This is a genomic window from Mycobacterium sp. 852014-50255_SCH5639931, from assembly GCF_001665605.1.
In the GTDB taxonomy this organism is placed as follows: domain Bacteria; phylum Actinomycetota; class Actinomycetes; order Mycobacteriales; family Mycobacteriaceae; genus Mycobacterium; species Mycobacterium paraffinicum.
Genome location: NZ_LZSV01000042.1, coordinates 1 through 19,761, shown reverse-complemented (window position 1 = coordinate 19,761; position 19,761 = coordinate 1). Strand labels below are relative to the sequence as shown.

Annotated in this window: 20 protein-coding genes, 1 tRNA gene and 1 pseudogene; 8 read left to right on the top strand and 14 right to left on the bottom strand. The window is 68.3% G+C overall.

Going from position 1 to position 19,761, the window contains the following annotated elements; all coding sequences use genetic code 11:
• On the bottom strand, nucleotides 1-227 hold a 227-nt coding region (locus A5758_RS24255; RefSeq protein WP_156622775.1), incomplete at its 3' end, for an MlaD family protein.
• Nucleotides 228-406: 179 nt separating this feature from the next.
• On the opposite strand from A5758_RS24255, the gene A5758_RS24250 reads away from it, so the two are divergent.
• The 3 genes from A5758_RS24250 (at nucleotide 407) to A5758_RS24240 (ending at nucleotide 2,417) form a co-directional block, all read left to right on the top strand.
• Nucleotides 407-895 (top strand): glutathione peroxidase, encoded by a 489-nt coding sequence (locus tag A5758_RS24250; protein WP_067205575.1) that lies wholly within the window; start codon nucleotides 407-409, stop codon nucleotides 893-895.
• A gap of 147 nt (nucleotides 896-1,042) precedes the next feature.
• Complete coding sequence (locus A5758_RS24245) at nucleotides 1,043-1,474, top strand: DUF2267 domain-containing protein (protein ID WP_067205572.1); 432 nt, start codon at nucleotides 1,043-1,045, stop codon at nucleotides 1,472-1,474.
• Nucleotides 1,475-1,529: 55 nt separating this feature from the next.
• Nucleotides 1,530-2,417: a universal stress protein gene (locus A5758_RS24240; protein WP_067745447.1), complete on the top strand. Its 888-nt coding sequence runs from the start codon at nucleotides 1,530-1,532 to the stop codon at nucleotides 2,415-2,417.
• A gap of 125 nt (nucleotides 2,418-2,542) precedes the next feature.
• Here A5758_RS24240 and A5758_RS24235 read toward each other — a convergent pair.
• From A5758_RS24235 to A5758_RS24220, 4 genes are all read right to left on the bottom strand, one after another.
• Nucleotides 2,543-2,616, bottom strand: a tRNA-Met gene (locus A5758_RS24235).
• A 73-nt stretch (nucleotides 2,617-2,689) separates the two neighbouring features.
• Nucleotides 2,690-3,226, bottom strand: coding sequence for a cupin domain-containing protein (locus tag A5758_RS24230; protein ID WP_067745444.1), 537 nt, complete (start codon nucleotides 3,224-3,226; stop codon nucleotides 2,690-2,692).
• A complete protein-coding gene (locus A5758_RS24225; protein ID WP_067745441.1) occupies nucleotides 3,223-3,906 on the bottom strand; it encodes a nitroreductase family protein in 684 nt (227 codons plus the stop codon). The genes A5758_RS24230 and A5758_RS24225 overlap by 4 nt, the downstream gene beginning before the upstream one ends.
• A 17-nt stretch (nucleotides 3,907-3,923) precedes the next feature.
• Entirely contained in the window at nucleotides 3,924-4,574 is a 651-nt protein-coding gene (locus A5758_RS24220; protein ID WP_067745438.1) for an HD domain-containing protein, read from the bottom strand.
• Nucleotides 4,575-4,648: 74 nt separating this feature from the next.
• Here A5758_RS24220 and A5758_RS24215 point away from each other — a divergent pair, with 74 nt between their 5' ends.
• A complete protein-coding gene (locus A5758_RS24215; protein WP_197503805.1) occupies nucleotides 4,649-5,629 on the top strand; it encodes a GlxA family transcriptional regulator in 981 nt (326 codons plus the stop codon).
• Between the two features lie 3 nt (nucleotides 5,630-5,632).
• On the opposite strand, the gene A5758_RS24210 is transcribed toward A5758_RS24215, so the two are convergent.
• Complete coding sequence (locus tag A5758_RS24210; RefSeq protein ID WP_067745435.1) at nucleotides 5,633-8,617, bottom strand: UPF0182 family protein; 2,985 nt, start codon at nucleotides 8,615-8,617, stop codon at nucleotides 5,633-5,635.
• Nucleotides 8,618-8,691: 74 nt separating this feature from the next.
• The gene (locus A5758_RS24205) at nucleotides 8,692-9,714 is read right to left on the bottom strand and encodes a PDZ domain-containing protein (RefSeq protein WP_067205555.1); all 1,023 of its coding nucleotides are present in this window, start codon (nucleotides 9,712-9,714) and stop codon (nucleotides 8,692-8,694) included.
• 77 nt (nucleotides 9,715-9,791) lie between these two features.
• Here A5758_RS24205 and A5758_RS24200 point away from each other — a divergent pair, with 77 nt between their 5' ends.
• Complete coding sequence (locus A5758_RS24200) at nucleotides 9,792-11,171, top strand: zinc-dependent metalloprotease (protein ID WP_197504053.1); 1,380 nt, start codon at nucleotides 9,792-9,794, stop codon at nucleotides 11,169-11,171.
• A gap of 75 nt (nucleotides 11,172-11,246) precedes the next feature.
• A complete protein-coding gene (locus tag A5758_RS24195; RefSeq protein ID WP_067745453.1) occupies nucleotides 11,247-12,062 on the top strand; it encodes a TOMM precursor leader peptide-binding protein in 816 nt (271 codons plus the stop codon).
• 9 nt (nucleotides 12,063-12,071) lie between these two features.
• Here A5758_RS24195 and A5758_RS26125 read toward each other — a convergent pair whose 3' ends face one another.
• The gene (locus tag A5758_RS26125; RefSeq protein ID WP_197503801.1) at nucleotides 12,072-12,245 is read right to left on the bottom strand and encodes a hypothetical protein; all 174 of its coding nucleotides are present in this window, start codon (nucleotides 12,243-12,245) and stop codon (nucleotides 12,072-12,074) included.
• A 141-nt stretch (nucleotides 12,246-12,386) separates the two neighbouring features.
• On the opposite strand from A5758_RS26125, the gene A5758_RS24190 reads away from it, so the two are divergent.
• Complete coding sequence (locus tag A5758_RS24190; RefSeq protein ID WP_067745429.1) at nucleotides 12,387-13,730, top strand: AarF/ABC1/UbiB kinase family protein; 1,344 nt, start codon at nucleotides 12,387-12,389, stop codon at nucleotides 13,728-13,730.
• On the opposite strand, the gene A5758_RS24185 is transcribed toward A5758_RS24190, so the two are convergent.
• From A5758_RS24185 to A5758_RS24180, 3 genes are all read right to left on the bottom strand, one after another.
• Nucleotides 13,727-13,996: a WhiB family transcriptional regulator gene (locus A5758_RS24185; protein WP_067205546.1), complete on the bottom strand. Its 270-nt coding sequence runs from the start codon at nucleotides 13,994-13,996 to the stop codon at nucleotides 13,727-13,729. The two genes, A5758_RS24190 and A5758_RS24185, sit on opposite strands and share 4 nt — an antisense overlap.
• A gap of 137 nt (nucleotides 13,997-14,133) precedes the next feature.
• Nucleotides 14,134-14,289, bottom strand: coding sequence for a hypothetical protein (locus tag A5758_RS25965; RefSeq protein ID WP_197504055.1), 156 nt, complete (start codon nucleotides 14,287-14,289; stop codon nucleotides 14,134-14,136).
• A gap of 98 nt (nucleotides 14,290-14,387) precedes the next feature.
• The gene (locus tag A5758_RS24180; RefSeq protein WP_197504054.1) at nucleotides 14,388-16,487 is read right to left on the bottom strand and encodes an ATP-dependent DNA helicase UvrD2; all 2,100 of its coding nucleotides are present in this window, start codon (nucleotides 16,485-16,487) and stop codon (nucleotides 14,388-14,390) included.
• Between the two features lie 135 nt (nucleotides 16,488-16,622).
• Here A5758_RS24180 and mrx1 point away from each other — a divergent pair, with 135 nt between their 5' ends.
• Nucleotides 16,623-16,877: a mycoredoxin Mrx1 gene (gene mrx1, locus A5758_RS24175; protein ID WP_067745426.1), complete on the top strand. Its 255-nt coding sequence runs from the start codon at nucleotides 16,623-16,625 to the stop codon at nucleotides 16,875-16,877.
• A gap of 21 nt (nucleotides 16,878-16,898) precedes the next feature.
• Here mrx1 and nudC read toward each other — a convergent pair whose 3' ends face one another.
• From nudC to A5758_RS24160, 3 genes and pseudogenes are all read right to left on the bottom strand, one after another.
• The gene (nudC, locus tag A5758_RS24170) at nucleotides 16,899-17,831 is read right to left on the bottom strand and encodes an NAD(+) diphosphatase (RefSeq protein ID WP_067745423.1); all 933 of its coding nucleotides are present in this window, start codon (nucleotides 17,829-17,831) and stop codon (nucleotides 16,899-16,901) included.
• Nucleotides 17,831-18,901 (bottom strand): TrkA family potassium uptake protein, encoded by a 1,071-nt coding sequence (locus A5758_RS24165; RefSeq protein WP_067745410.1) that lies wholly within the window; start codon nucleotides 18,899-18,901, stop codon nucleotides 17,831-17,833. Before A5758_RS24165 ends, nudC begins: the two co-directional genes overlap by 1 nt.
• Nucleotides 18,902-18,992: 91 nt before the next feature.
• Nucleotides 18,993-19,658 (bottom strand): annotated as a pseudogene (locus A5758_RS24160) (RecB family exonuclease); the annotation flags it as partial.
• Nucleotides 19,659-19,761: the final 103 nt, after the last annotated feature.

Genomic DNA, 19,761 nt, shown 5'->3' with positions numbered 1-19,761 from the left:
GTCTCCGAGATGTTGCCCACCCGGCCGATCTCGACCCCGTTGTAGGTGACCTTCGAGCCCGGATCCATCACCAGCCCAGCCCGCGACGCCAGCATCGTCAGCTTCGTCTTCGGCGTGAAGCCGCCGCGGAATTGCACGTACACGAGGGTGAAGACGATGGCCAAGACCACCAGCACGGCGACGGAGATCCACCGGTACGGCGGGAGGCGCTGGGAATTGATCTGCACCGGGGAAGACGTTGTCACCAGCGCCCCTCATCTCTGCGCAGCGGCCCGGTGCCGCGGCGATCCTTCCCCTAGGAGGGGCCCTGTACACATATGCAATAACGAAGCCCACAGGAATGTACCTTGGCGGTCCTCGTGATGCGAACCGCCGTTCGCACAATCCGTGGGTTAGCGTCGTCGGTGTGACCCTCAAAGACATCCCCTTAACAACCCTCGACGGCCGGCCGACCACGCTGGCCGAATTGGCCGACGGCGCAACGCTGGTCGTCAACGTCGCCTCCAAATGCGGCCTAACCCCGCAATACACGGCGCTGGAAAAGCTGGCCGAGGACTATGGCGACCGCGGCCTGACGGTCGTCGGTGTCCCCTGCAACCAGTTCATGGGCCAGGAACCGGGCACGGCTGAGGAGATCCGGGAGTTCTGCTCGACGACGTACGGCGTGAGCTTCCCGCTGCTGGCGAAGACCGACGTCAATGGCGACGACCGCCACCCGCTCTACGCCGAGTTGACCAAAGCCGCCGATTCCGCCGGCGAGGCGGGCGACATCCAGTGGAACTTCGAGAAGTTCCTCATCGCACCCGGCGGCGAGGTGGTTCAACGATTCCGGCCCCGCACCGAGCCCGACGCCCCCGAGGTGATCAGCGCCATCGAGGCCGTGCTGCCCCGATAGGCCGCATGAAAGGGCTTGGTGGGCCGAAGTCCAGCGGACGTGGTGCCGCAACGAGTGGCCGAAAGTCCTCCCGCGCGGAGTCCATCGCCCCTTCTTCGCGTCTGGCGCCACGGAGTTGACTTCTCCTCGAGGAGAGCAGAGGCAACCATGGCGACGAGAACCAGGGTTACAGCGGTCGATCACGCAATCGATGCCGCACACACATGGATCAACGACGTGGCCAAGGAATTCGACACGGAGGACCGCGAGTTCGCCTACCGAGTCCTGAGGGCCTGGCTACACACGCTCCGCGATCGGCTCACGGTGGAGGCGAGCGCTCATTTTGCGGCCCAGCTTCCCGACCTGATCAGGGGCATCTTCTACCAGGCATGGAATCCCAACGCCGTCCCCGACAAGTACGACGCCAAGGCCTACGCCGTCCGATTCTCGCGTGAGGCGAACATCGCACTCGACGACGTCGGGACAGCCGCCGCGGCCACCACCGCGGCCGTCTTGCATCATCTGCCGGTTGCCCAGATCGACAAGGCGCTGGGTCAGCTCCCGATGGAAATTCGCAAGATACTGCAGCCCCAGCGGTGAATTGATGGGCGTCACCCAGTTCCAAGTCGTTTAACGAGAGAAGCAGGGGAACGACATGTCCGGGCACGAAACCCATCGTGGCATTTTGGTCGGTGTTGACGGATCAGCCTCGTCGATGGCGGCGGTCGACTGGGCGGCTCGCGATGCGGCGATACGCAATGTTCCGCTGACACTCATGCACGTCATCGCACCGGTCGTGCCGGCGGTTGCGCCGTGGCCGGCGATTCCGATTCCTCAAGACTATTTCGAACGGCAGGACGAAAAGGCACGGCAAATTCTCGAAGACGCGCGCAAAGTGGTCGCCGACAGCACCGCCGACCATGGCCCGCCGTTCGTGTACAGCGTGGTGGTACGTGGCCCGACCGTTTCCACGCTCGTCAATGAATCCAAGATCGCGGACATGATGGTCGTGGGATACCGGGGCGAAGGCGCGTTCAGCCGGGTCCCGTTCGGTTCGGCCAGCACCGGCCTGGTCAACTATGCGCATTGCCCGGTCGCGATCGTCCATGATGAGGCCCCGCGGCGCCCGCAGGCACCGGTGGTGGTGGGCATCGACGGTTCGGCGGCATCAAAACTGGCGGCGGAGATCGCCTTTGACGAGGCCTCTCGCCGGGGCGTGGAGTTGGTGGCATTGCATGCGTGGTCGGACGTCAGCATGTCGGAAGTGCCAGGCCTGGATCTCGAGATGATGGAGGTGCAGGCACAACAGGCGCTCGCCGAGTGGCTCGCCGGATTTCAGGAGCGCTACCCCGATGTCAGGGTGCGACGTGTGGTGGCGTGCGATCAGCCGGCTCGTCAATTGATCGAGCACTCGGAGTCCGCACAAGTCGTCGTCGTCGGCAGTCACGGTCGCGGCGGGTTCGCCGGCATGCTGCTCGGCTCGGTGAGCACGGCCGTCGCGCATGCGGCGCAATCGGTGGTGATCGTCTCTCGCGAGTCATAGCGGCGCAGGTGGGGCACGATTCTGATCCCGAGCCGGACCGACGCTCCCGCGCCCAACATTCGCAATTTCACTCACACGCGGCACGGAGACGGCCCCCGGAGTGGTTCCGGGGGCCGTTCGCTTAGTAGCGGGGACAGGATTCGAACCTGCGACCTCTGGGTTATGAGCCCAGCGAGCTACCGAGCTGCTCCACCCCGCGTTGGTGAATGCCAGGTTACCGAACCCGCATCACGGCGACCAAATCGCGGGCTCAGCGGGGGTGCGGCGCCCGCTCAGTGCGATGGCGGGTTCAGGCCGTAGCGCCGCGCGATGTCGTCCATCCAGTCCGGCGACCCGTAGGTCAGCCCGTACTTGTCGGCCAGCTCGCCGAATTCGGGCGACTCGTGCAGGACCTCGGCGACCGGGTCGTCGGCATGCTCAACGAGCAGCTCCCCGAGCTCGCGGAAATAGTTCTCGAATCCGCCCGGGGTGATGACTTCGATGATGCGGCCCGGCTGGCTGCCGGCGTTCCACATCGCGTGCATCTGACCGCGGGGCTTGGTGATGTAGCCACCGGGACCCAGGACCACTTCGCTGTCGTCGGATCGGAAGCCGATCTCACCGGCCAACACGATCGAGTGCTCGTCCTCGCGGGTGTGCATGTGCGCGGCGGTGAGCAGGCCGACTTCGAACGGGTGCTCGACGATGGATACCTCACCCCCATTGGTCTTGCTGGACAGTTTGAAGACCGCCCCGAATCCGGGGAGGGCGACGTACTCACCTTCCCCCGGCTGCACCACGGTGACTCCGATTTCGTTCGCGTTGGTCATTTCGCGTTCCTCTCAGATGGCCACAACGGCTGCGGCACTTCCACACCGAAGGGCTTGCCCCAGCCGTTGCGGGAGGAAACCTCGTGCACGGGGCGCCGATTGGCCGCGACACCCCACTTCCCCCGGGGATAGCCGAGGGCCAGCATGGCCGACATCTCCCAGCCTTCCTCGACGGGCACGCCCAGCAGTTCCTTCACCTCGTCCTCGAAATTGCGGAGCACCATCGTCATGACGCCGCCGACCCCCTCGGCCCGGGCGGCCAGCAACGCACTCCAGATCGCCGGGTAGATGTTGGCGCCCCCCAGGTCGTCGATGGCAAAGACGAAGAGCAGCAAGGGGATTTCTTCGAAATGATCCGCCAGGTAATTTCCCGAGCCCTGCATTCGGCGCATCGTCTCGGTGTGGGCGGTCGGGTCCGCACCCGGGGCCGTCGCCACCATCGGCCCGGCCCCCGCGCTGAACTTCTCGTACTCGATGGCGCGGGCCTCCCGGAACAGTTGGGCAAACTCGCGGATGAGTTCCCGATCGTCCACGGCCACGAAGTGCCAACGCTCGGTGTTGCCCCCATTGGGAGCCCGAACGGCCGCATCGAGGATGCGCGCCTGCGTCTCCAGCGGGATCGGGTCCGGCCGCAGCCGCCGCATCATCCGGGTGGTGTACAGCGCTTCGTAGATATCCATCGGTCCGCTCCCTTCCGCTATTCGGGCCAGCTGTTGTTGAGGATGACGTCGACGAAGTCGGCGCGCTCGAAGCCGGCATCGAAGTGCGCCAGCACGTCGGCGTTCATGGTGCCGAAGGTGGTCTGCGGGCGGTGCTTCATGCCGTCGTTGAACGCCGCGAGGATGCGGTTCTTGAAGTCGGGCCGCGGGTGCGCGGCGGTCACCGCGGCGAGGGCGTCGGGGGCCAGGGATTCGCGGCCGACGCCGACCACGTCGACTTCGACGCCGGCTTGCAGCAAGGCGACCTCGGGTGCGAGGAACTCGGGCACCCCGGGCGTGGTGTGCAGGGCGATGCCAAGCCACACCTTGTCGGCCTCGGCATCGTCGACGCCGCGGGCGGTCAGGAAGTCCCGGGCCGCGTCGGCCCCGTCGACCTCGAAGCGGATCGTGGAGGTGCGGTAGCGCTCGGTGAGCCCGATGTCGTGGAACATCGCGCCGACGTACAGCAGCTCCAGGTCGGGTTGCAGGCCGCGCCGCAGGCCCTGCAGCGCGCCGAAGAGGAACACCCGCCGCGAGTGGTTGAACAGCAGGTCGTCCTCGACCTCGCGGATGAAGTCGGTGGCCTCGCGCACCAGCGGCGAGTCGGGGATGCGGATGCCGGCGATGGTTTCGATGGATTGGGTGGTCATGACCGCCAGTGTGCGCCCGCACGCGCTCAACGACCGTGGGCGTTCGGGCCGTCCTGTCCACAGAAAGCGACACAATGTTTTGCGTGGCTGAAGCGGGAGCGCGTTCGCGGGTGGTGGTGATCGTCGTCTTCGACGACGTGACGCTGTTGGACGTCGCGGGAGCGGGTGAAGTGTTCGTCGAGGCGAACCGGTTCGGCGCCGATTACGAGCTCAAGATCGCGTCGGTGGACGGGCGGGACGTGACCACGTCGATCGGGACTCGACTGGGTGTCACCGACAGCGTCGCGTCGATCGGTTCCGCCGATACCGTCCTGGTCGCTGGCAGCGACCACCTGCCGGCGCGGGCGATCGACCCCGCGCTCGTCGAGGCCGTCAGGTCGGTGTCGGGACGGGCCCGGCGGATGGCGTCCATTTGCACAGGGTCGTTCATCCTCGCGCAGGCCGGTCTGCTCAGCGGCCGGCGCGCCACCACGCACTGGCACGATGCCCGGTTGATGGCCCGGGCCTTCCGCGACGTCACCGTCGAGCCGGACGCGATCTTCGTCCGCGACGGCGATGTCTTCACCTCGGCCGGGATCTCGTCGGGCATCGACCTGGCGCTGGCGCTGGTCGAAATGGATCACGGGACCGAGCTGGTCCGCGACGTGGCCCGGTGGCTGGTCGTCTATCTCAAACGCGCAGGGGGGCAATCACAATTCTCGGTGCTGGTCGAGGCCGATCCCCCGCCGGACTCGCCGCTGCGGGCGGTCATCGATGCGGTCGCGGCCAACCCCGCCGCAAACCACAGCGTCAAATCCCTTGCGGCCCGGGCGTCACTGAGCACCCGTCAGCTGACCCGGCTCTTCCAATCCGAGCTGGGGATGACCCCGGCCCGCTATGTCGAGTTGGTTCGGATCGATTTCGCCCGTGGCGCACTGGAATCCGGCCGGTCGGTCACCGAGACCGCGGGCATGGCCGGCTTCGGCAGCATCGAAACCCTGCGGCGGGTGTTCGTCAATCACCTGGGCATCAGCCCGAAGGCCTATCGGGAGAGGTTCCGAACGGCCTACGCCTGAAAGCTATTTGGTGTTGTTGTACTTGGTGATCGCGTCGTCCAGCCGCTGCAGGGCGGCGCCGTAACCGGCGAAATCGCCCTTCTTCTGGGCGTCCTTTGCCGCGCCCAGCGCCGTCTGAATCTCTTGCAGGGCCGCGGCTTTGGCCGGGGACAGCGTCACCGACCCGTCGGGAACCGGCGGAAGCGCCGCCGGCGGTGGCGATCCCGGTGTCCCGGCCGCAGGAGGCGGGGTGCCGGGCGGTGCCGCCTGGGGGTTGTTCCCGGCCTCGGTCGGCTGAATGCCCGTCGCGGCCGCGCCCGCACCGGGACCGAACAGCCCGGTCAGGGCGTCGCGCACCGTGGGGCCGTAGCCGATCTTGTCGTTGTACATCATCGCCACCCGGATCAGCCGCGGGTACGACGAGGCGGCGTCGCTGGCCCCCGGGGAGGCGTAGACGGGTTCGACATAGAGCAGGCCGCCCTGGCCCACCGGTAGGGTGAGCAGGTTGCCCCAGCGGATCCGGTTCTGGTTGTCGCGCCCGATCACACCGAGGTCCTGGGACACCGCCGGGTCGGTGGTGATCGCGTTGTTCGCCAATTTCGGCCCGTTGACCTGACCCGGGATGGTCAGCACGGTGATCCTGCCGTAGGTCGCCGGGTCGGAGCTGGCGCTGATGTAGGCGGCCAGATAGTCGCGCTTGAACCTGTTCATCGCGCTCGTCAACTGATATGACGACGAATTATCGTTCTTCGCAATGTTTTTCGCGACGATGTAGTAAGGCGGCTGGTAGCTGCTGGCGGTCGGGTTGGGGTCCAGCGGCACATCCCAGAAGTCGGACGTGGAGAAGAACGTCACCGGATCGTTGACGTGGTATTTGGCCAGCAGCATCCGCTGCACCTTGAACAGGTCCTCGGGGTAGCGCAGGTGCTCGGCGAGTTCGGGGGTGATGTCGCTCTTCGGCTTGACCGTGCCGGGGAAGACCCGCATCCACGCCTTGAGCACCGGGTCCTGCTCGTCCTGCTGGTACAGCGTCACGGTCCCGTCGTAGGCATCCACCGTCGCCTTGACCGAGTTGCGGATGTAGGAGACGTCCTTGTTGGGCGCCAGCTTGTTGAACGCCACCTCGTTCGAGTCGGCGGTGGCCGATTCCAGCGAGGTCAGTTCGGAGTACGGGTAGTTGTCCAAGGTGGTGTAGCCGTCGATGATCCACACCAGTCGCTTGTTGACGATCGCCGGGTACACGGAGCTGTCGGTGGTCAGCCACGGCGCCACCGCCTCCACCCGCCGCGCCGGGTCGCGGTTGAACAGGATCCTGCTGTTGGAGCCGATCACGTTGGAGAACAGGAAGTTTCGCTCCGCAAACTTGGCGGCGAACACGCTGCGGGACAACCAGTCCCCGACGGGCACGCCCCCCAGCCCGGTGTAGGTGTAGTTCTTGGTCTCGGCGCTGGTCTCGTAGTCGTATTCGCGGTCGGCACCGTTGCGGCCGACGATCGCGTAGTCGGCGGACGTGCTTGAGATGACGGGTCCGTAGTAGATGCGCGGCTGGTCCAGCGGTGCCGGACCGTCGGACACCACGTTGCCGTTGGCGCCGACGACGTTGACCAAAAACTCTGGGTAGCCACCATTTTGGTTGGGGTCGTTGGCGACGCCGCGCACCGTGTTGGCGGGCGACGCGATGAACCCGTTGCCGTGTGTGTAGACGCTGTGCCGGTTGATCCAGTCCCGCTGGTTCTCGATCAGCCGGTCGGGGTTGAGCTCCCGGGCCGCGACGACGTAGTCGCGCAGGGAGCCGGTGCGGTCCAGATAGCGGTCGATGGACAGCTGGTCGGGGAAGTAGTAGAAGTTCTTGCCCTGCTGGAACTGGGTGAACGCCGGGCTGACGATGGTCGGGTCGAGCAGTCGGATGTTGGAGGTGGTGGCCCGGTCGTCGGCCACCTGCTGGGCGGTGGCCTGCGTGTCGCCGGAGTACGTGCGATAGGTGACCACGTCCGACGTCAGGCCATACGCCTGCCGCGTCGCCGTGATGCTGCGGCCGATGTATTCGCTTTCCTTCTGCGCGGCATTGGGTTTGACGCTGATCTGCTCGACGATCAGCGGCCACCCGGCGCCCACGATCATCGACGACAGCAGCAACAACACCAGGCCGATGGCGGGGATCCGCAAATCTTTCAGCACGACCGCGGAGAACACCGCGGCGGCGCAGATCAGCGCGATCGCCATCAGGATCAGCTTGGCCGGCAGCACCGCGTTGATGTCGGTGTACCCGGCGCCGGTGAACGGCTTGCCGCCGCGGGTGTGCGACAGCAACTCGTAACGGTCCAGCCAGTACGCGACCGCCTTGAGCAGCACCAGCAGCCCCACCACGGTGACCAGCTGGATGCGGGCCGAGCGGCTCAGCACGCCGGTGCGGCCCGAAAGCCGGATACCACCAAAGACGTAGTGCGCCAACAGGTTGGCAATGAAGGCCAGGAACACGGCCACGAACAGGTAGCTGAGCAGCAGCCGGTAGAACGGCAGGTCGAACGCGTAGAAGCCGAGGTCCTTGCCGAACTGCGGGTCCCGGATGCCGAAGTCCCCGCCGTGCATGAACAATTGGATGCGCACCCAGTAGCTTTGCGCGATGATGCCGGCCAGCAGGCCGATCGCGACCGGCACCCCAATCCCCACCAGCCGCAGCCGGGCGAGGACGACGGCGCGATACCGGGCCACCGGATCGTTGTCACCGCTCGGCACGAACACCGGGCGGGTGCGATAGGCCACCGCGAGACCGGCGAACACGATCCCGCCCACCAGCAGGCCGGCCACCAGAAAGACCACGAATCGGGTGACCAGCACGGTCGTGAACACCGAGCGGTAGCCCAGCTCACCGAACCACAGCCAGTCCACGTACGCGTCGATCAGCCGCGGGCCGGCGAGCAGCAAAGCGATCACACCCAGTGCAATCAGGATCAGAATCCGGCTACGCCGAGTCAGCTTCGGCATCCGTGCGGTGGGCCGCATCCCCACTGGCTACGCTCCCTGCTCGATTGATCGACGGTGACAACTCTACGCATCGCGCGGCCCGCGATCCCGGCCGAGCTTCAGCAGCTTGGCGCCTGGCCCCCGGATGCGACCGTGTGCAGCGCGTCGACCGCCTGGCTGAGCGTCTCGACCTTCACCAGGCGCAGCCCGGACGGATTGTCCGAGTTCGCCTCGTAGCAGTTTTTGGCCGGCACCAAGAAGACGGTGGCGCCCGCCGCGTGCGCGGCGACCATCTTGTGCGTGATGCCGCCGATCTGGCCCACCTTCCCGTCCGCGGAGATGGTGCCGGTTCCCGCGATGAACTTCGACCCGGTGAGGTCACCGGTGGTCAGCTTGTCGACCACCGCCAGGCTGAACATCAGGCCGGCCGACGGCCCGCCCACGTTGGCGAGGTTGAAATCCACGACGAAGGGCGCCCAGGGCGCAGTCAGCACGGCGACGCCCAGGAAGCCGTAGTCGCGATCCTTGTTCGCGCCCAGCGTAATTTGCGCGACGCCGGCCGGCTCGTTCTTGCGTCGGTAATCGATGGTCACCGTCTGGCCGGGTTTGGTGCTCTTCAGCAATCCCGTGAACTGGTCGACGTCGGCAACCGGGGTGCCGTTGACCGCGTCGATGGCGTCGCCGTCCTTCAGCTTGCCGGCCGACGGACCCGGATCGGTGACCTTGGCGACCGTGACCGCGGCGGGGTACTTCAGATATCCCAGGGCGGCATACGCGGCGCTGTCCTCGGAGTCCTTGAAGTCCGCGTTGTTGGCCTTGTCGACCTCGTCCCGCGACTTGCCCGGCGGGTAGATCAGATCGCGCGGAACCAGCTGTTCCTGACCCGAAAGCCACAGCGTCAGCGCTTCGCCCAGCGTCAGCTCGTCGCGCTGGGACACCGTGGTCATGTTCAGGTGTCCCGTAGTCGGATGCGTCGAGGTGCCCTCGATCGCCACGACCTGCTTTCCGTCGACCTCACCAAGCGTGTCGAAGGTGGGACCGGGGCCCAGTGAGACGAACGGGACCGTCACCACCGCAAGCAGCACGCCGAAGACCAGGATCGGCACCAGCGCGACCATCAAGGTCAGAATCCGCCTGTTCACGCCGATTACACTAGACGGAGCCCGCCGCGCCCGGTTCAGCCACAAGCTGACCCGAGATCGCCCACCCCCTTCCCGCGGTGAGTACCGTTGACGGTATGGCTGACCTGCCTTTCGGCTTCTCCTCCGGAGAGGACCCCGACAAACCCGGGAAGAAAGATCCCAATCCGGGCTCTGGTGGCTCTGATCCGTTCGGCGCATTCGGCATGGGCGGCGAGTTCGGCATGGGCGACTTGGGACAGATCTTCACCCAGCTGGGCCAGATGCTCAGCAGCGCGGGCACCGGCATGGCCGGCGGCGAAAAGTCGGGCCCGGTCAACTACGAGCTTGCGCGCCGGGTTGCGACGAACTCGATCGGGTTCGTGGCGCCCATCCCGGCCACGACCCACTCGGCGATCGCCGACGCGGTGCACCTCGCCGAGACCTGGCTGGACGGCGCCACGGCGCTGCCCGCCGGCACCAGCAAGGCGGTGGGCTGGACCCCGGCCGACTGGGTCGACAACAGCCTTCAGACGTGGAAGCGGTTGTGCGACCCGATGGCACAACAGATTTCGACGGTGTGGGCGTCGTCGCTGCCCGAGGAGGCCAAGAGCATGGCCGGCCCGCTGATGGCGATGATGTCGCAGATGGGCGGTATGGCCTTCGGTTCCCAGCTGGGGCAGGCGCTGGGCCGGTTGTCCCGCGAGGTGCTGACGTCGACCGAGATCGGTCTGCCGCTGGGGCCCAAGGGTATTGCCGCGATCCTGCCCGATGCCCTGGAGTCGTTCGCCGCCGGACTCGAGCAGCCCCGCAGCGAGATCCTGACGTTCCTGGCCGCCCGCGAGGCTGCCCACCACCGGCTGTTCAGCCACGTGCCGTGGCTGTCGAGCCAGGTGCTGGGCGCCGTGGAGGCCTACGCGATGGGCATGCAGATCGACATGAGCGGAATCGAAGAGCTGGCCCGCGACTTCAACCCGGCAACACTGTCGGACCCTGCAGCCATCGAAAACCTCTTGGGGCAAGGCGTTTTCGAGCCCAAGGCGACCCCCGCGCAGACGCAGGCGCTGGAACGGCTCGAGACGCTGCTCGCGTTGATCGAGGGTTGGGTGCAGGTGGTGGTGAACGCGGCCCTGGGCGACCGGATTCCGGGTGCGGCCGCGCTCAGCGAGACGCTGCGCCGCCGGCGTGCCACCGGCGGCCCGGCCGAGCAGACGTTCGCGACGTTGGTGGGCTTGGAGCTGCGGCCCCGCAAGATGCGCGAAGCCGCCGCGTTGTGGGAGCGCCTCACCGAGGCCGCCGGCGTGGACGCCCGCGACGCCATCTGGCAACACCCCGATCTGCTGCCCGACGCCGAGGACCTCGACGACCCGGCCGGCTTCATCGACCGGGTCATCGGCGGCGACACCAGCGGCATCGACGAGGCGATCGCCAAACTCGAGGAGAACCCCGAGGACCCGGGCGCCGGTCCTGTGGACAACTGACTTAGCCGGTCACCGCCGGCGTGACACAGTGCACCCGTGTCACCGGCCCTGCTTACCTATGCGCTGGACCCGGCCATGCCGGTGCTGCTGCGGCCCGACGGCGACGTTCAGGTCGGTTGGGATCCCCGCCGCGCCGTGCTGGTGCGTCCGCCGGGCGGCCTGGCCGCGCCGGAGCTGGCCGCGCTGCTGCGGTCCATGCGATCACCGACGCCGCTATCGGAGCTACAGCGCCGGGCCGCCGACCGCGGCCTGCAGGACGCGGAGGGGTTGACGCACCTGGTCGCCCAGCTGGTGGGTGCGGGCGTCGCGACCGAATGCGCGAAGTCCCGCGGTCGAGCCCCGTCCATCCGGATCCACGGCCGCGGACCGCTCTCGGAGCTGCTCGTCGAAGCGTTGCGCTGCTCGGGCGCCCGGGTCGCCCACAGCAGCCAACCGCACGCCACTGTGTCGGCGACGGCCGTCGACCTGGTGGTCCTGTCCGATTACCTGGTCGCCGATCCGCGCATGGTCCGCGACCTGCACACCCAGGGCGTCCCCCACCTGCCGGTCCGGGTCCGCGACGGCATCGGGCTGGTCGGTCCGCTGGTCATCCCCGGCACGACCAGCTGCCTGGGCTGCGCCGACCTCCATCGGCGCGACCGCGACGCCGCGTGGCCGGCTATCTCGGCGCAGCTGCGGGAAACCGTCGGTGTCGCCGACCGGGCCACGTTGCTGGCGACCGCCGCGCTGGCGCTCAGCCAGGTGAACCGGGTGATCGCGGCCGTTCGCAAGCAGGAAGCGGTGCCCGATCCGGGTCCGCCCCAGACGCTGAACGCCACGCTGGAATTCGATCTCAACGCCGGCACGATCGTCGCGCGGCAATGGACCCGACATCCGTTGTGCCAGTGCTGAATCGGGCAGCTAGCCCAGCCGGCCCTGGTCCGGAACGTTCGTCGACACCGCCTCGTATGCCGTCGCGAGCTGGTGCAGGATCTCCGCGGTCAAGGTGCGGTCGGTTCGATGTTTGTCCAGCGTTTCGATGATCGCCCTGAACAAGGAGTCAGCGGCGTCGTGCTGCGATTGCTTTGCTGTCATGGCCTGGTCGATACCGTCCTTCGGATGCGCCCTACGGCGGGTCGCCGACTGCGACCCGCAACGCACAACCTAGGGCCCGGCGCCGCCGGCCACCCGGCGATCAAGTGTTGTGAAGATCAAGCGCGAGCCGCGCTGGCCGTCATGGATGATGGATACGTGGCAGACATCAAACGCGGTCGTGCGGCGCGGAACGCGAAGCTGGCCAGCATCCCGGTCGGCTTCGCCGGCCGGGCGGCGCTCGGCTTCGGTAAGCGGCTGACCGGCAAGTCGAGGGACGAAGTCCAGGCCGAGCTGATGGAGAAAGCCGCCAACCAGCTGTTCACCGTCCTGGGCGAGCTCAAGGGCGGAGCGATGAAGGTGGGCCAGGCCTTGTCGGTGATGGAGGCCGCCATCCCGGACGAGTACGGCGAGCCCTACCGCGAGGCGTTGACCAAGCTGCAGAAGGACGCCCCGCCGTTGCCCGCCCACAAGGTGCACCGGGTGCTCGACGGCCAGCTGGGCACCAAGTGGCGCGAGCGGTTCAGTTCGTTCGACGACAAACCCATCGCCTCGGCCAGCATCGGCCAGGTGCACAAGGCGGTCTGGGCCGACGGGCGGCCGGTCGCCGTCAAGATCCAATACCCGGGCGCGGACGAGGCGCTGCGCGCCGACCTGAAAACCATGCAGCGGCTAGTCGGCATGGTCAAGCAGCTCGCCCCCGGCGCCGACGTCCAGGGCATAGTCGACGAGCTGATCGAGCGCACCGAGATGGAGCTCGACTACCGGCTGGAGGCCGACAACCAGCGCGCCTTCGCCAAGGCCTACGAGGGCCACCCGCACTTCGTCATACCGCACGTCGTGGCCAGCGCGCCCAAGGTCGTGGTGCAGGAGTGGATCGAGGGGTTGCCGCTGGCGGAGATCATCCGCAACGGGACGCGTGAGCAGCGCGACCTGATCGGCACCCGGCTGCTCGAGCTCACCTTCGACGCGCCGCGCCGGCTGGGCATGCTGCACGGCGACGCCCACCCGGGGAACTTCATGCTGCTCCCCGACGACCGGATGGGCGTCATCGACTTCGGCGCCGTCGCGCCCCTGCCCGGCGGCTACCCCATCGAGCTCGGGATGACGATTCGGCTGGCCCGCGACAAGAACTACGACCTGCTGTTGCCGACGATGGAGAAAGTCGGCTTCATCCAGAAGGGCCAGCAGGTGTCGGTGCGCGACATCGACGAGATGCTGCGGCAGTACGTCGAGCCCATCGAGGTCGACGTCTTCCACTACACGCGCAAGTGGCTGCAGCGCATGACGGTGGGCCAGATCGACCGGTCGGTGTCGCAGATCAAGACGGCCCGGCAGATGGACCTGCCGCCCAAGCTGGCCATCCCGATGCGCGTCATCGCGTCCGTGGCCGCGATTCTGTGCCAGCTGGACGCGCGGGTGCCGATCAAGCGGCTGTCCGAGGAGCTGATCCCGGGCTTCGCCGAGCCCGACAGCGCGGTCGTCTAGGCGGCGACCCCGTCTTTGCGAGGACGTCCGCGCGGTCGTTTGAAGCCCAGGATCGAGCCCCGGTCGATGATCTCGCCGCCCCACACACCCCAGGGCTCGGCCCGCTCCAGCGCCGACGCCAGGCACTGGCGCCGAATCGGGCAGCCCGCGCAGAGCGCCTTGGCGCGCTCGAGGTCGGCCGGGGTCTCGGCGAACCAAAGGTCGGGATCGCCGGTGTGACACGGCAACACCGGCGACGGCTGTCTGGGGACTGTCAGTACCGACATGTCCTGCTCACCTGCTTCCTGGTCGGGGCTTCCTTTTGGTGATCCGGACCAGGTAGCGGGCTTCGAAACGTTGCCCCTAAAACTGTGGCCACGGATCCTTGACTTCGGGTCCGTGGCCATTCGGTGAAAACCGGCTGTTAGGTGGCCATTCGGTGGACCTCGAGTCGCACGGACGCGTTCGTCGCGGCGGCGGCGCGATGCTTGAGCGCGGCCGCCGGGACGGCGGTGGAGGCGGCATGCTTCAGCACAGCCGCCGCGGCGGCCACGCCCACACCGAACGCGTCGTTGATCATCGTGGCCACCCTCCTTTCGTAGCGCCGGAACGCGGTTTCGAGGGTAAACGGTCGCCGCCCCGCACCACAACCGATTTTCTGACCTGCGCCTTCAGCGGTCAGCGTGCGCGCACCAACCCCAGCACGTCGGGCCCGTACTGTTCCAGCTTGCGCGCGCCGATGCCGGGGATCGCGATCAGCGCGTCCTCGTCGCCGGGGCGCAGCTCGGCGATCGCGATCAGCGTGTTGTCGGTGAAGACGACATACGCGGGCACGTTCTGCTCCTTGGCGACGTCCAGCCGCCACGCCTTGAGCCGCAGCAGCAGCTCTTCGTCGACGTCGGCGGCGCAGGTTTCGCAGCGCCGCAGCATGACCGCGGCGGCGGTGGACAGGTCCTTGTTGCAGACGCGGCAGCGCGCCGGGGCGCCGCGGTTGCGCCGGGCCTTGCCCGGGGCGGCGTCGGCGCGGGCCTGCGGTGCGATGCCGTTGAGGAACCGCGAGGGCCTGCGACCCTGCCGCCCGCCGGGGCTGCGGGCCAGCGCCCAGCTGAGCGCCAAATGAATTCGCGCCCTGGTGATTCCGACGTAGAGCAGCCGGCGCTCTTCCTCGACGGCCTCGCTTTCGGGGCCGTGCGCCAGCGCGTGCGAGATGGGCAGCGTGCCGTCGGCAAGCCCGACCAAGAACACCGCGTCCCACTCCAGGCCCTTGGCGGCGTGCAGCGAGGCCAGCGTGACGCCCTGCACCACCGGTGGGTGCCGCGCGTCGGCGCGCAGCCGGAGTTCGGCCAGCAGGCCCGGGAGTTCCAGCTGCGGGCGCTGGGCCACCTCGTCGTCGACCAGCTCGGCCAGCGCGGTCAGCGCCTCCCAACGCTCCCGGGCGCGGGTGCCGACCGGCGGCTCGGCCGTCAGCCCGAGGGGTTCCAGGACCGCCCGCACGACCGCCGGCAGCGGACCCTCGGCGCCGCGCTCGGCGGCCCGCTGCAGCGCCAACAACGCCTGCTTGATCTCCTGCCGGGTGAAGAACCCCTCACCGCCGCGGACCTGATAGGGGATCGCGGCCTCGGTCAGTGCCTCCTCGTAGGCCTCGGACTGCGCGTTGACCCGGTACAGCACGGCGATCTCCGACGGCGGCGTGCCCGCCTCGATCAGCCGGGCGATCGAGGCGGCGACCGCGGCGGCCTCGGCCGGTTCGTCGGAATACTCGTGGAACGACGGCGCCGGGCCCGGCGGACGCTGCCCGGACAGGTGCAGCTTGCTGCCGGCGACCCGGCCGCGGGCCGCGGCGATCACCTGGTTGGCCAGCGACACCACCTGCGGGGTCGAGCGGTAGTCGCGCTCGAGGCGAACCACGGTCGCGTCGGGATACCGCCGCGAAAAGTCGAGCAGGAACCGCGGTGACGCGCCGGTGAACGAGTAGATGGTCTGGTTGGCGTCGCCGACGACGGTCAGGTCGTCCCGGTCGCCCAGCCACGCCGTCAGCACCCGCTGCTGCAGGGGCGTGACGTCCTGGTATTCGTCGACGACGAAGCATCGGTAGCGGCCCCGGAATTCGTCGGCCACGGCGGCGTCGTTTTCGATCGCGGCCGCGGTGTGCAGCAGCAGGTCGTCGAAATCGAGCAGCGTCACCGACTCGTCGCGGACCTTGAGCGCCTCGTAGGCGGCGTACACGGTCGCGACCCGGGCGGCGTCCAGCGGGATGTCCCGCCCCGCCTCGGCCACGGCGGCCGGATACTCCTCGGGGCCGATCAGCGACGCCTTGGCCCACTCGATCTCGCCCGCCAGGTCGCGGACGTCATCGGTGCTGGCGTTGATCCGGGAGCGGCTGGCCGCCCGCGCCACGACGGCGAACTTGGTGTCCAGCAGCTGCCAGCCGGTGTCGCCGACCACCCGCGGCCAGAAATACCGCAGCTGCCGGTGCGCCGCGGCGTGAAACGTCAGGGCCTGCACCCCGCCGACGCCGGTGTCCGTGCCCGCGACGGCGTCCAGCGTCCGCAGCCGCGAACGCATCTCCCCCGCCGCCCGCTGGGTGAAGGTGACCGCCAGCACCTGCCCGGCCGCCACGTGACCGTTCGCCACCAGCTGCGCGATTCGGTGCGTGATGGTGCGGGTCTTGCCCGTCCCGGCGCCCGCGAGCACGCAGACCGGTCCGCGCGGAGCCAGCACGGCCTCGCGCTGCTCGTCGTCCAGTCCGGCGATCAAAGCGTCGGCGACCATGGGCATGGCGTCCATCTTGGCAGCGGTTGCCGACAAACCGTGGCCCCGCACGGTGCGCGTCGGCGAGTTGCCGCGACGCGCCGGTATCGGTACCGCGGCCGCGGCGCGGAACATGTTGTCCCCGGGCTACGTTAACGAGCTATGACCAACGCCCCACTCACCGTCTACACGACCTCATGGTGTGGCTACTGCCACCGCCTCATGACCGTGTTGAAGTCCAACGGAATCCCTTATGAGGCGGTCGACATCGAAGACGATCCCGCCGCGGCGGAGTTCGTCGGCTCGGTTAACGGCGGCAACAGGACGGTCCCGACGGTGAAGTTCCCCGACGGGTCGACGCTGACCAACCCGAGCGCGGCCGAGGTCAAGGCCAAGCTGGCCGAAGCCGGCGCCTAGGGCGTCGGGAGCTGCGCCGGCTCAGTCGAGCGCGGCCCAGGATTCGATGATCACGCGGGCGATCGAGATCGACCCGGGCAGCAACAGTTTCGAGTCCGCCGAGCTGGACCAGTCGCCGGCCGCCAGCGCCGCGCGCACCTCGTCGCGGGTGAACCACGCCGCCTCGGCGATCTCCCCGTCGTTGAACGAGAAGTCCTCGCCCGGGTCCGCGACCGCGTGGAAGCCGACCATGAGCGAGCGCGGGAACGGCCACGGCTGGCTGCCCAGGTAGCGCACGTCGCGAACCGTGAGGCCGATCTCCTCGCGGATCTCGCGCGCGACGCAGACTTCGAACGATTCACCGGCCTCGACGAATCCGGCCAGCAGCGAGAACATCCGCTCCGGCCACACCGCCTGGCGGGCCAGCACCGCGCGGTCGCCGCCGTCGTGGACCAGGCAGATCACCGCCGGGTCGATGCGCGGGAACTCCTCGTGGCCGGTGACCGGGTTGACCCGCGCCCAGCCCGCCCGGGCCGGCCGCGTGGGCGAGCCGTCCACCGAGCTGAACCGGGCGCTGTCATGCCAATTGAGCAGCGCGACGGCGGACGACACCAGCTGACTGCTGGTGTCGTCAAGGATCGAGCCAAGGCCGCGCAGGTTCACCACCTCGGCGCGCACCTCCGGGTCCTGCGGGGCCTCCAGCGCGCCGCGGATGGCCCACACGTGGCGGTCGTCGTCGAGGCGGCCGAGGAACACCGCTTCCGGTGGCGGCTTGTCGGCCAGCGTGGCCGCGGCGCCGAGCACCACCCGGCCGTCGGCGATGAGCACCTGACTGCGCGAGTCCACCCGCAGCAGCGCCGCGTCCGCCCACCCCGCGGTGGCCGCTTCGACGTCGGTGCGCAGCTGGTCGGCCCGGTCGGCGCCGACGCGCGACAGCAGCGGAATGTTCCGCAGCTGGAAGTCCGCGATCGCCACTAGTGCCCGGCCTGCCGGATGTACAGCAGCCGGTCGTTGGCCTCGACGGCGTCCACCTCGGGCGCGCCGATGCGCAGCAGGTGGCCGTCGCGCACCACGCCCAGCACGATGTCGCGCAGATGCCGTGGGGAACCGCCGACCTCGGTCGGCTCCACCTCGCGCTCGGCGATGGCCAGCCCGAAGTCGGGTGTCAGCAGGTCCTCGATCATCTCCACGACGCTGGGTGTGGTGGTGGCAAGCCCGAGCAGCCGGCCGGCGGTCGCCGAGGAGACCACCACCGAGTCCGCGCCCGATTGCTGCAGCAGGTGCTGGTTTTCGGCCTCCCGGATCGACGCCACGATTTTGGCGTTGGGCGCAATCTCCCGCGCGGTCAGGGTGACCAGCACCGCGGTGTCGTCGCGGCTGGTGGCGACGATGATCGAGGCCGCATGTTGCGCTCCGGCCAGCCGCAGCACGTCGGCCTTGGTCGCGTCGCCGTGGACGGTGACCAGGCCCGCGCTGGCGGCGTGCTCGAGGGTGGTGCGGTCGGTGTCGACGACGACGACCTCCCCCTGGGCGGCATCGTCACTGAGGATGGCGGCGACGGCCGTTTTGCCCTTGGTGCCATAGCCGATCACGATCGTGTGGTTGCGCACTCTGCTCCTCCAACGCTGAATTTTCCACCCTTGGCGGGACCGCTCGGAGAGGACTTCGAGGGTCGTGCCGACCAAGACGGCCAGGAACGCGATCCGCAGCGCAGTAAAAATCAGCGTGTGAACCAACCGCGCGGTCTCGGTGTACGGGGTGATATCGCCGTAACCGGTCGTCGACAGTGAGACCGCGGAGAAGTACACGGCGTCCAGGAAGGTCAGCGGCTGGCCCCGGACGTCGCGGTACCCGTTGCGGTCCGCGTAGACGATGACGGCCGCGGCGAACAACACCACCAGCGCGATGGCCACGCGCCGGGTGATGACGCGGATGGGGCTGGCGTGATCCTCGGGGATGCGCACCACGCCGACCAATTGATGGCCCCGCTGCGCGGTCAGCGCTTCATCCAGACCGGTGAGTTGTCGGGACCTACCGTTGCGCACGGCGGTCCGTTATCGGCTCAACGCCAGCGCAGGAGTCACGCACGACTCAATGTAACCACGATCGCCACCGCGGTACCCGGGCAGCGCAAGGTCAGCCGACGGCGGGCTCGGCCAGCAACCCGGCCAGTTCAGCTGGGGCGGGCAGATCGTCGGGAGCCACCGTGGTGCGGGCGCGCACGTAATAGAAGGCCGTCCGCACCGACGCTTCCGGAACACCGGACAGAGCGGCCCACGCCAGGCGGTAGACGGCGAGCTGGACGGCGGCCTGGCGCATGGCTTCCGGCCCGTGCGGTGGTTCACCCGTCTTCCAGTCCACGACCGTCGCGCCCCCGTCGGGGTCGGCGAACACCGCGTCGATTCGGCCGCGCACCAGGGTGTCGCCGATGGGCATCTCGAACGGCACCTCGACGGCGATGGGAGTGCGGGTCGCCCAGGGCGATTCGGTGAATGCGGCCTGCAACGCGGCCAGTTCCCGGGTGTCGCCGACGTCGGAGTCCGCCGCACCCGGCAGGTCCGCGAGATCGAAGAGACACTCGGCGCCGTAGAACTGCTGAACCCAGGCGTGGAAGGCGTTGCCCAGCAACGCATGCGGGTCCGGTCTGGTGGGCAGCCGATGCCTGAGCCGCTGTGCGGCGCCGGCGGGATCCCGCGCCAGCTCGACCAGGCCGCTGACCGACAACTGACTCGGCAGTGCGCCGGTGGGCGGTTCGACCAACCGCGCCCGCTCAGCAAGTAACGCGTCGACGTCGGCCGCCCACCCCTCGATGTCTGTCTCTTATACACATCTCCGAGCCCACGAGACCCTAAGACATGGCGTATGCCGTGTTCTGGTTGAAAAAAAAAATGGGGGGGGGGGGGGG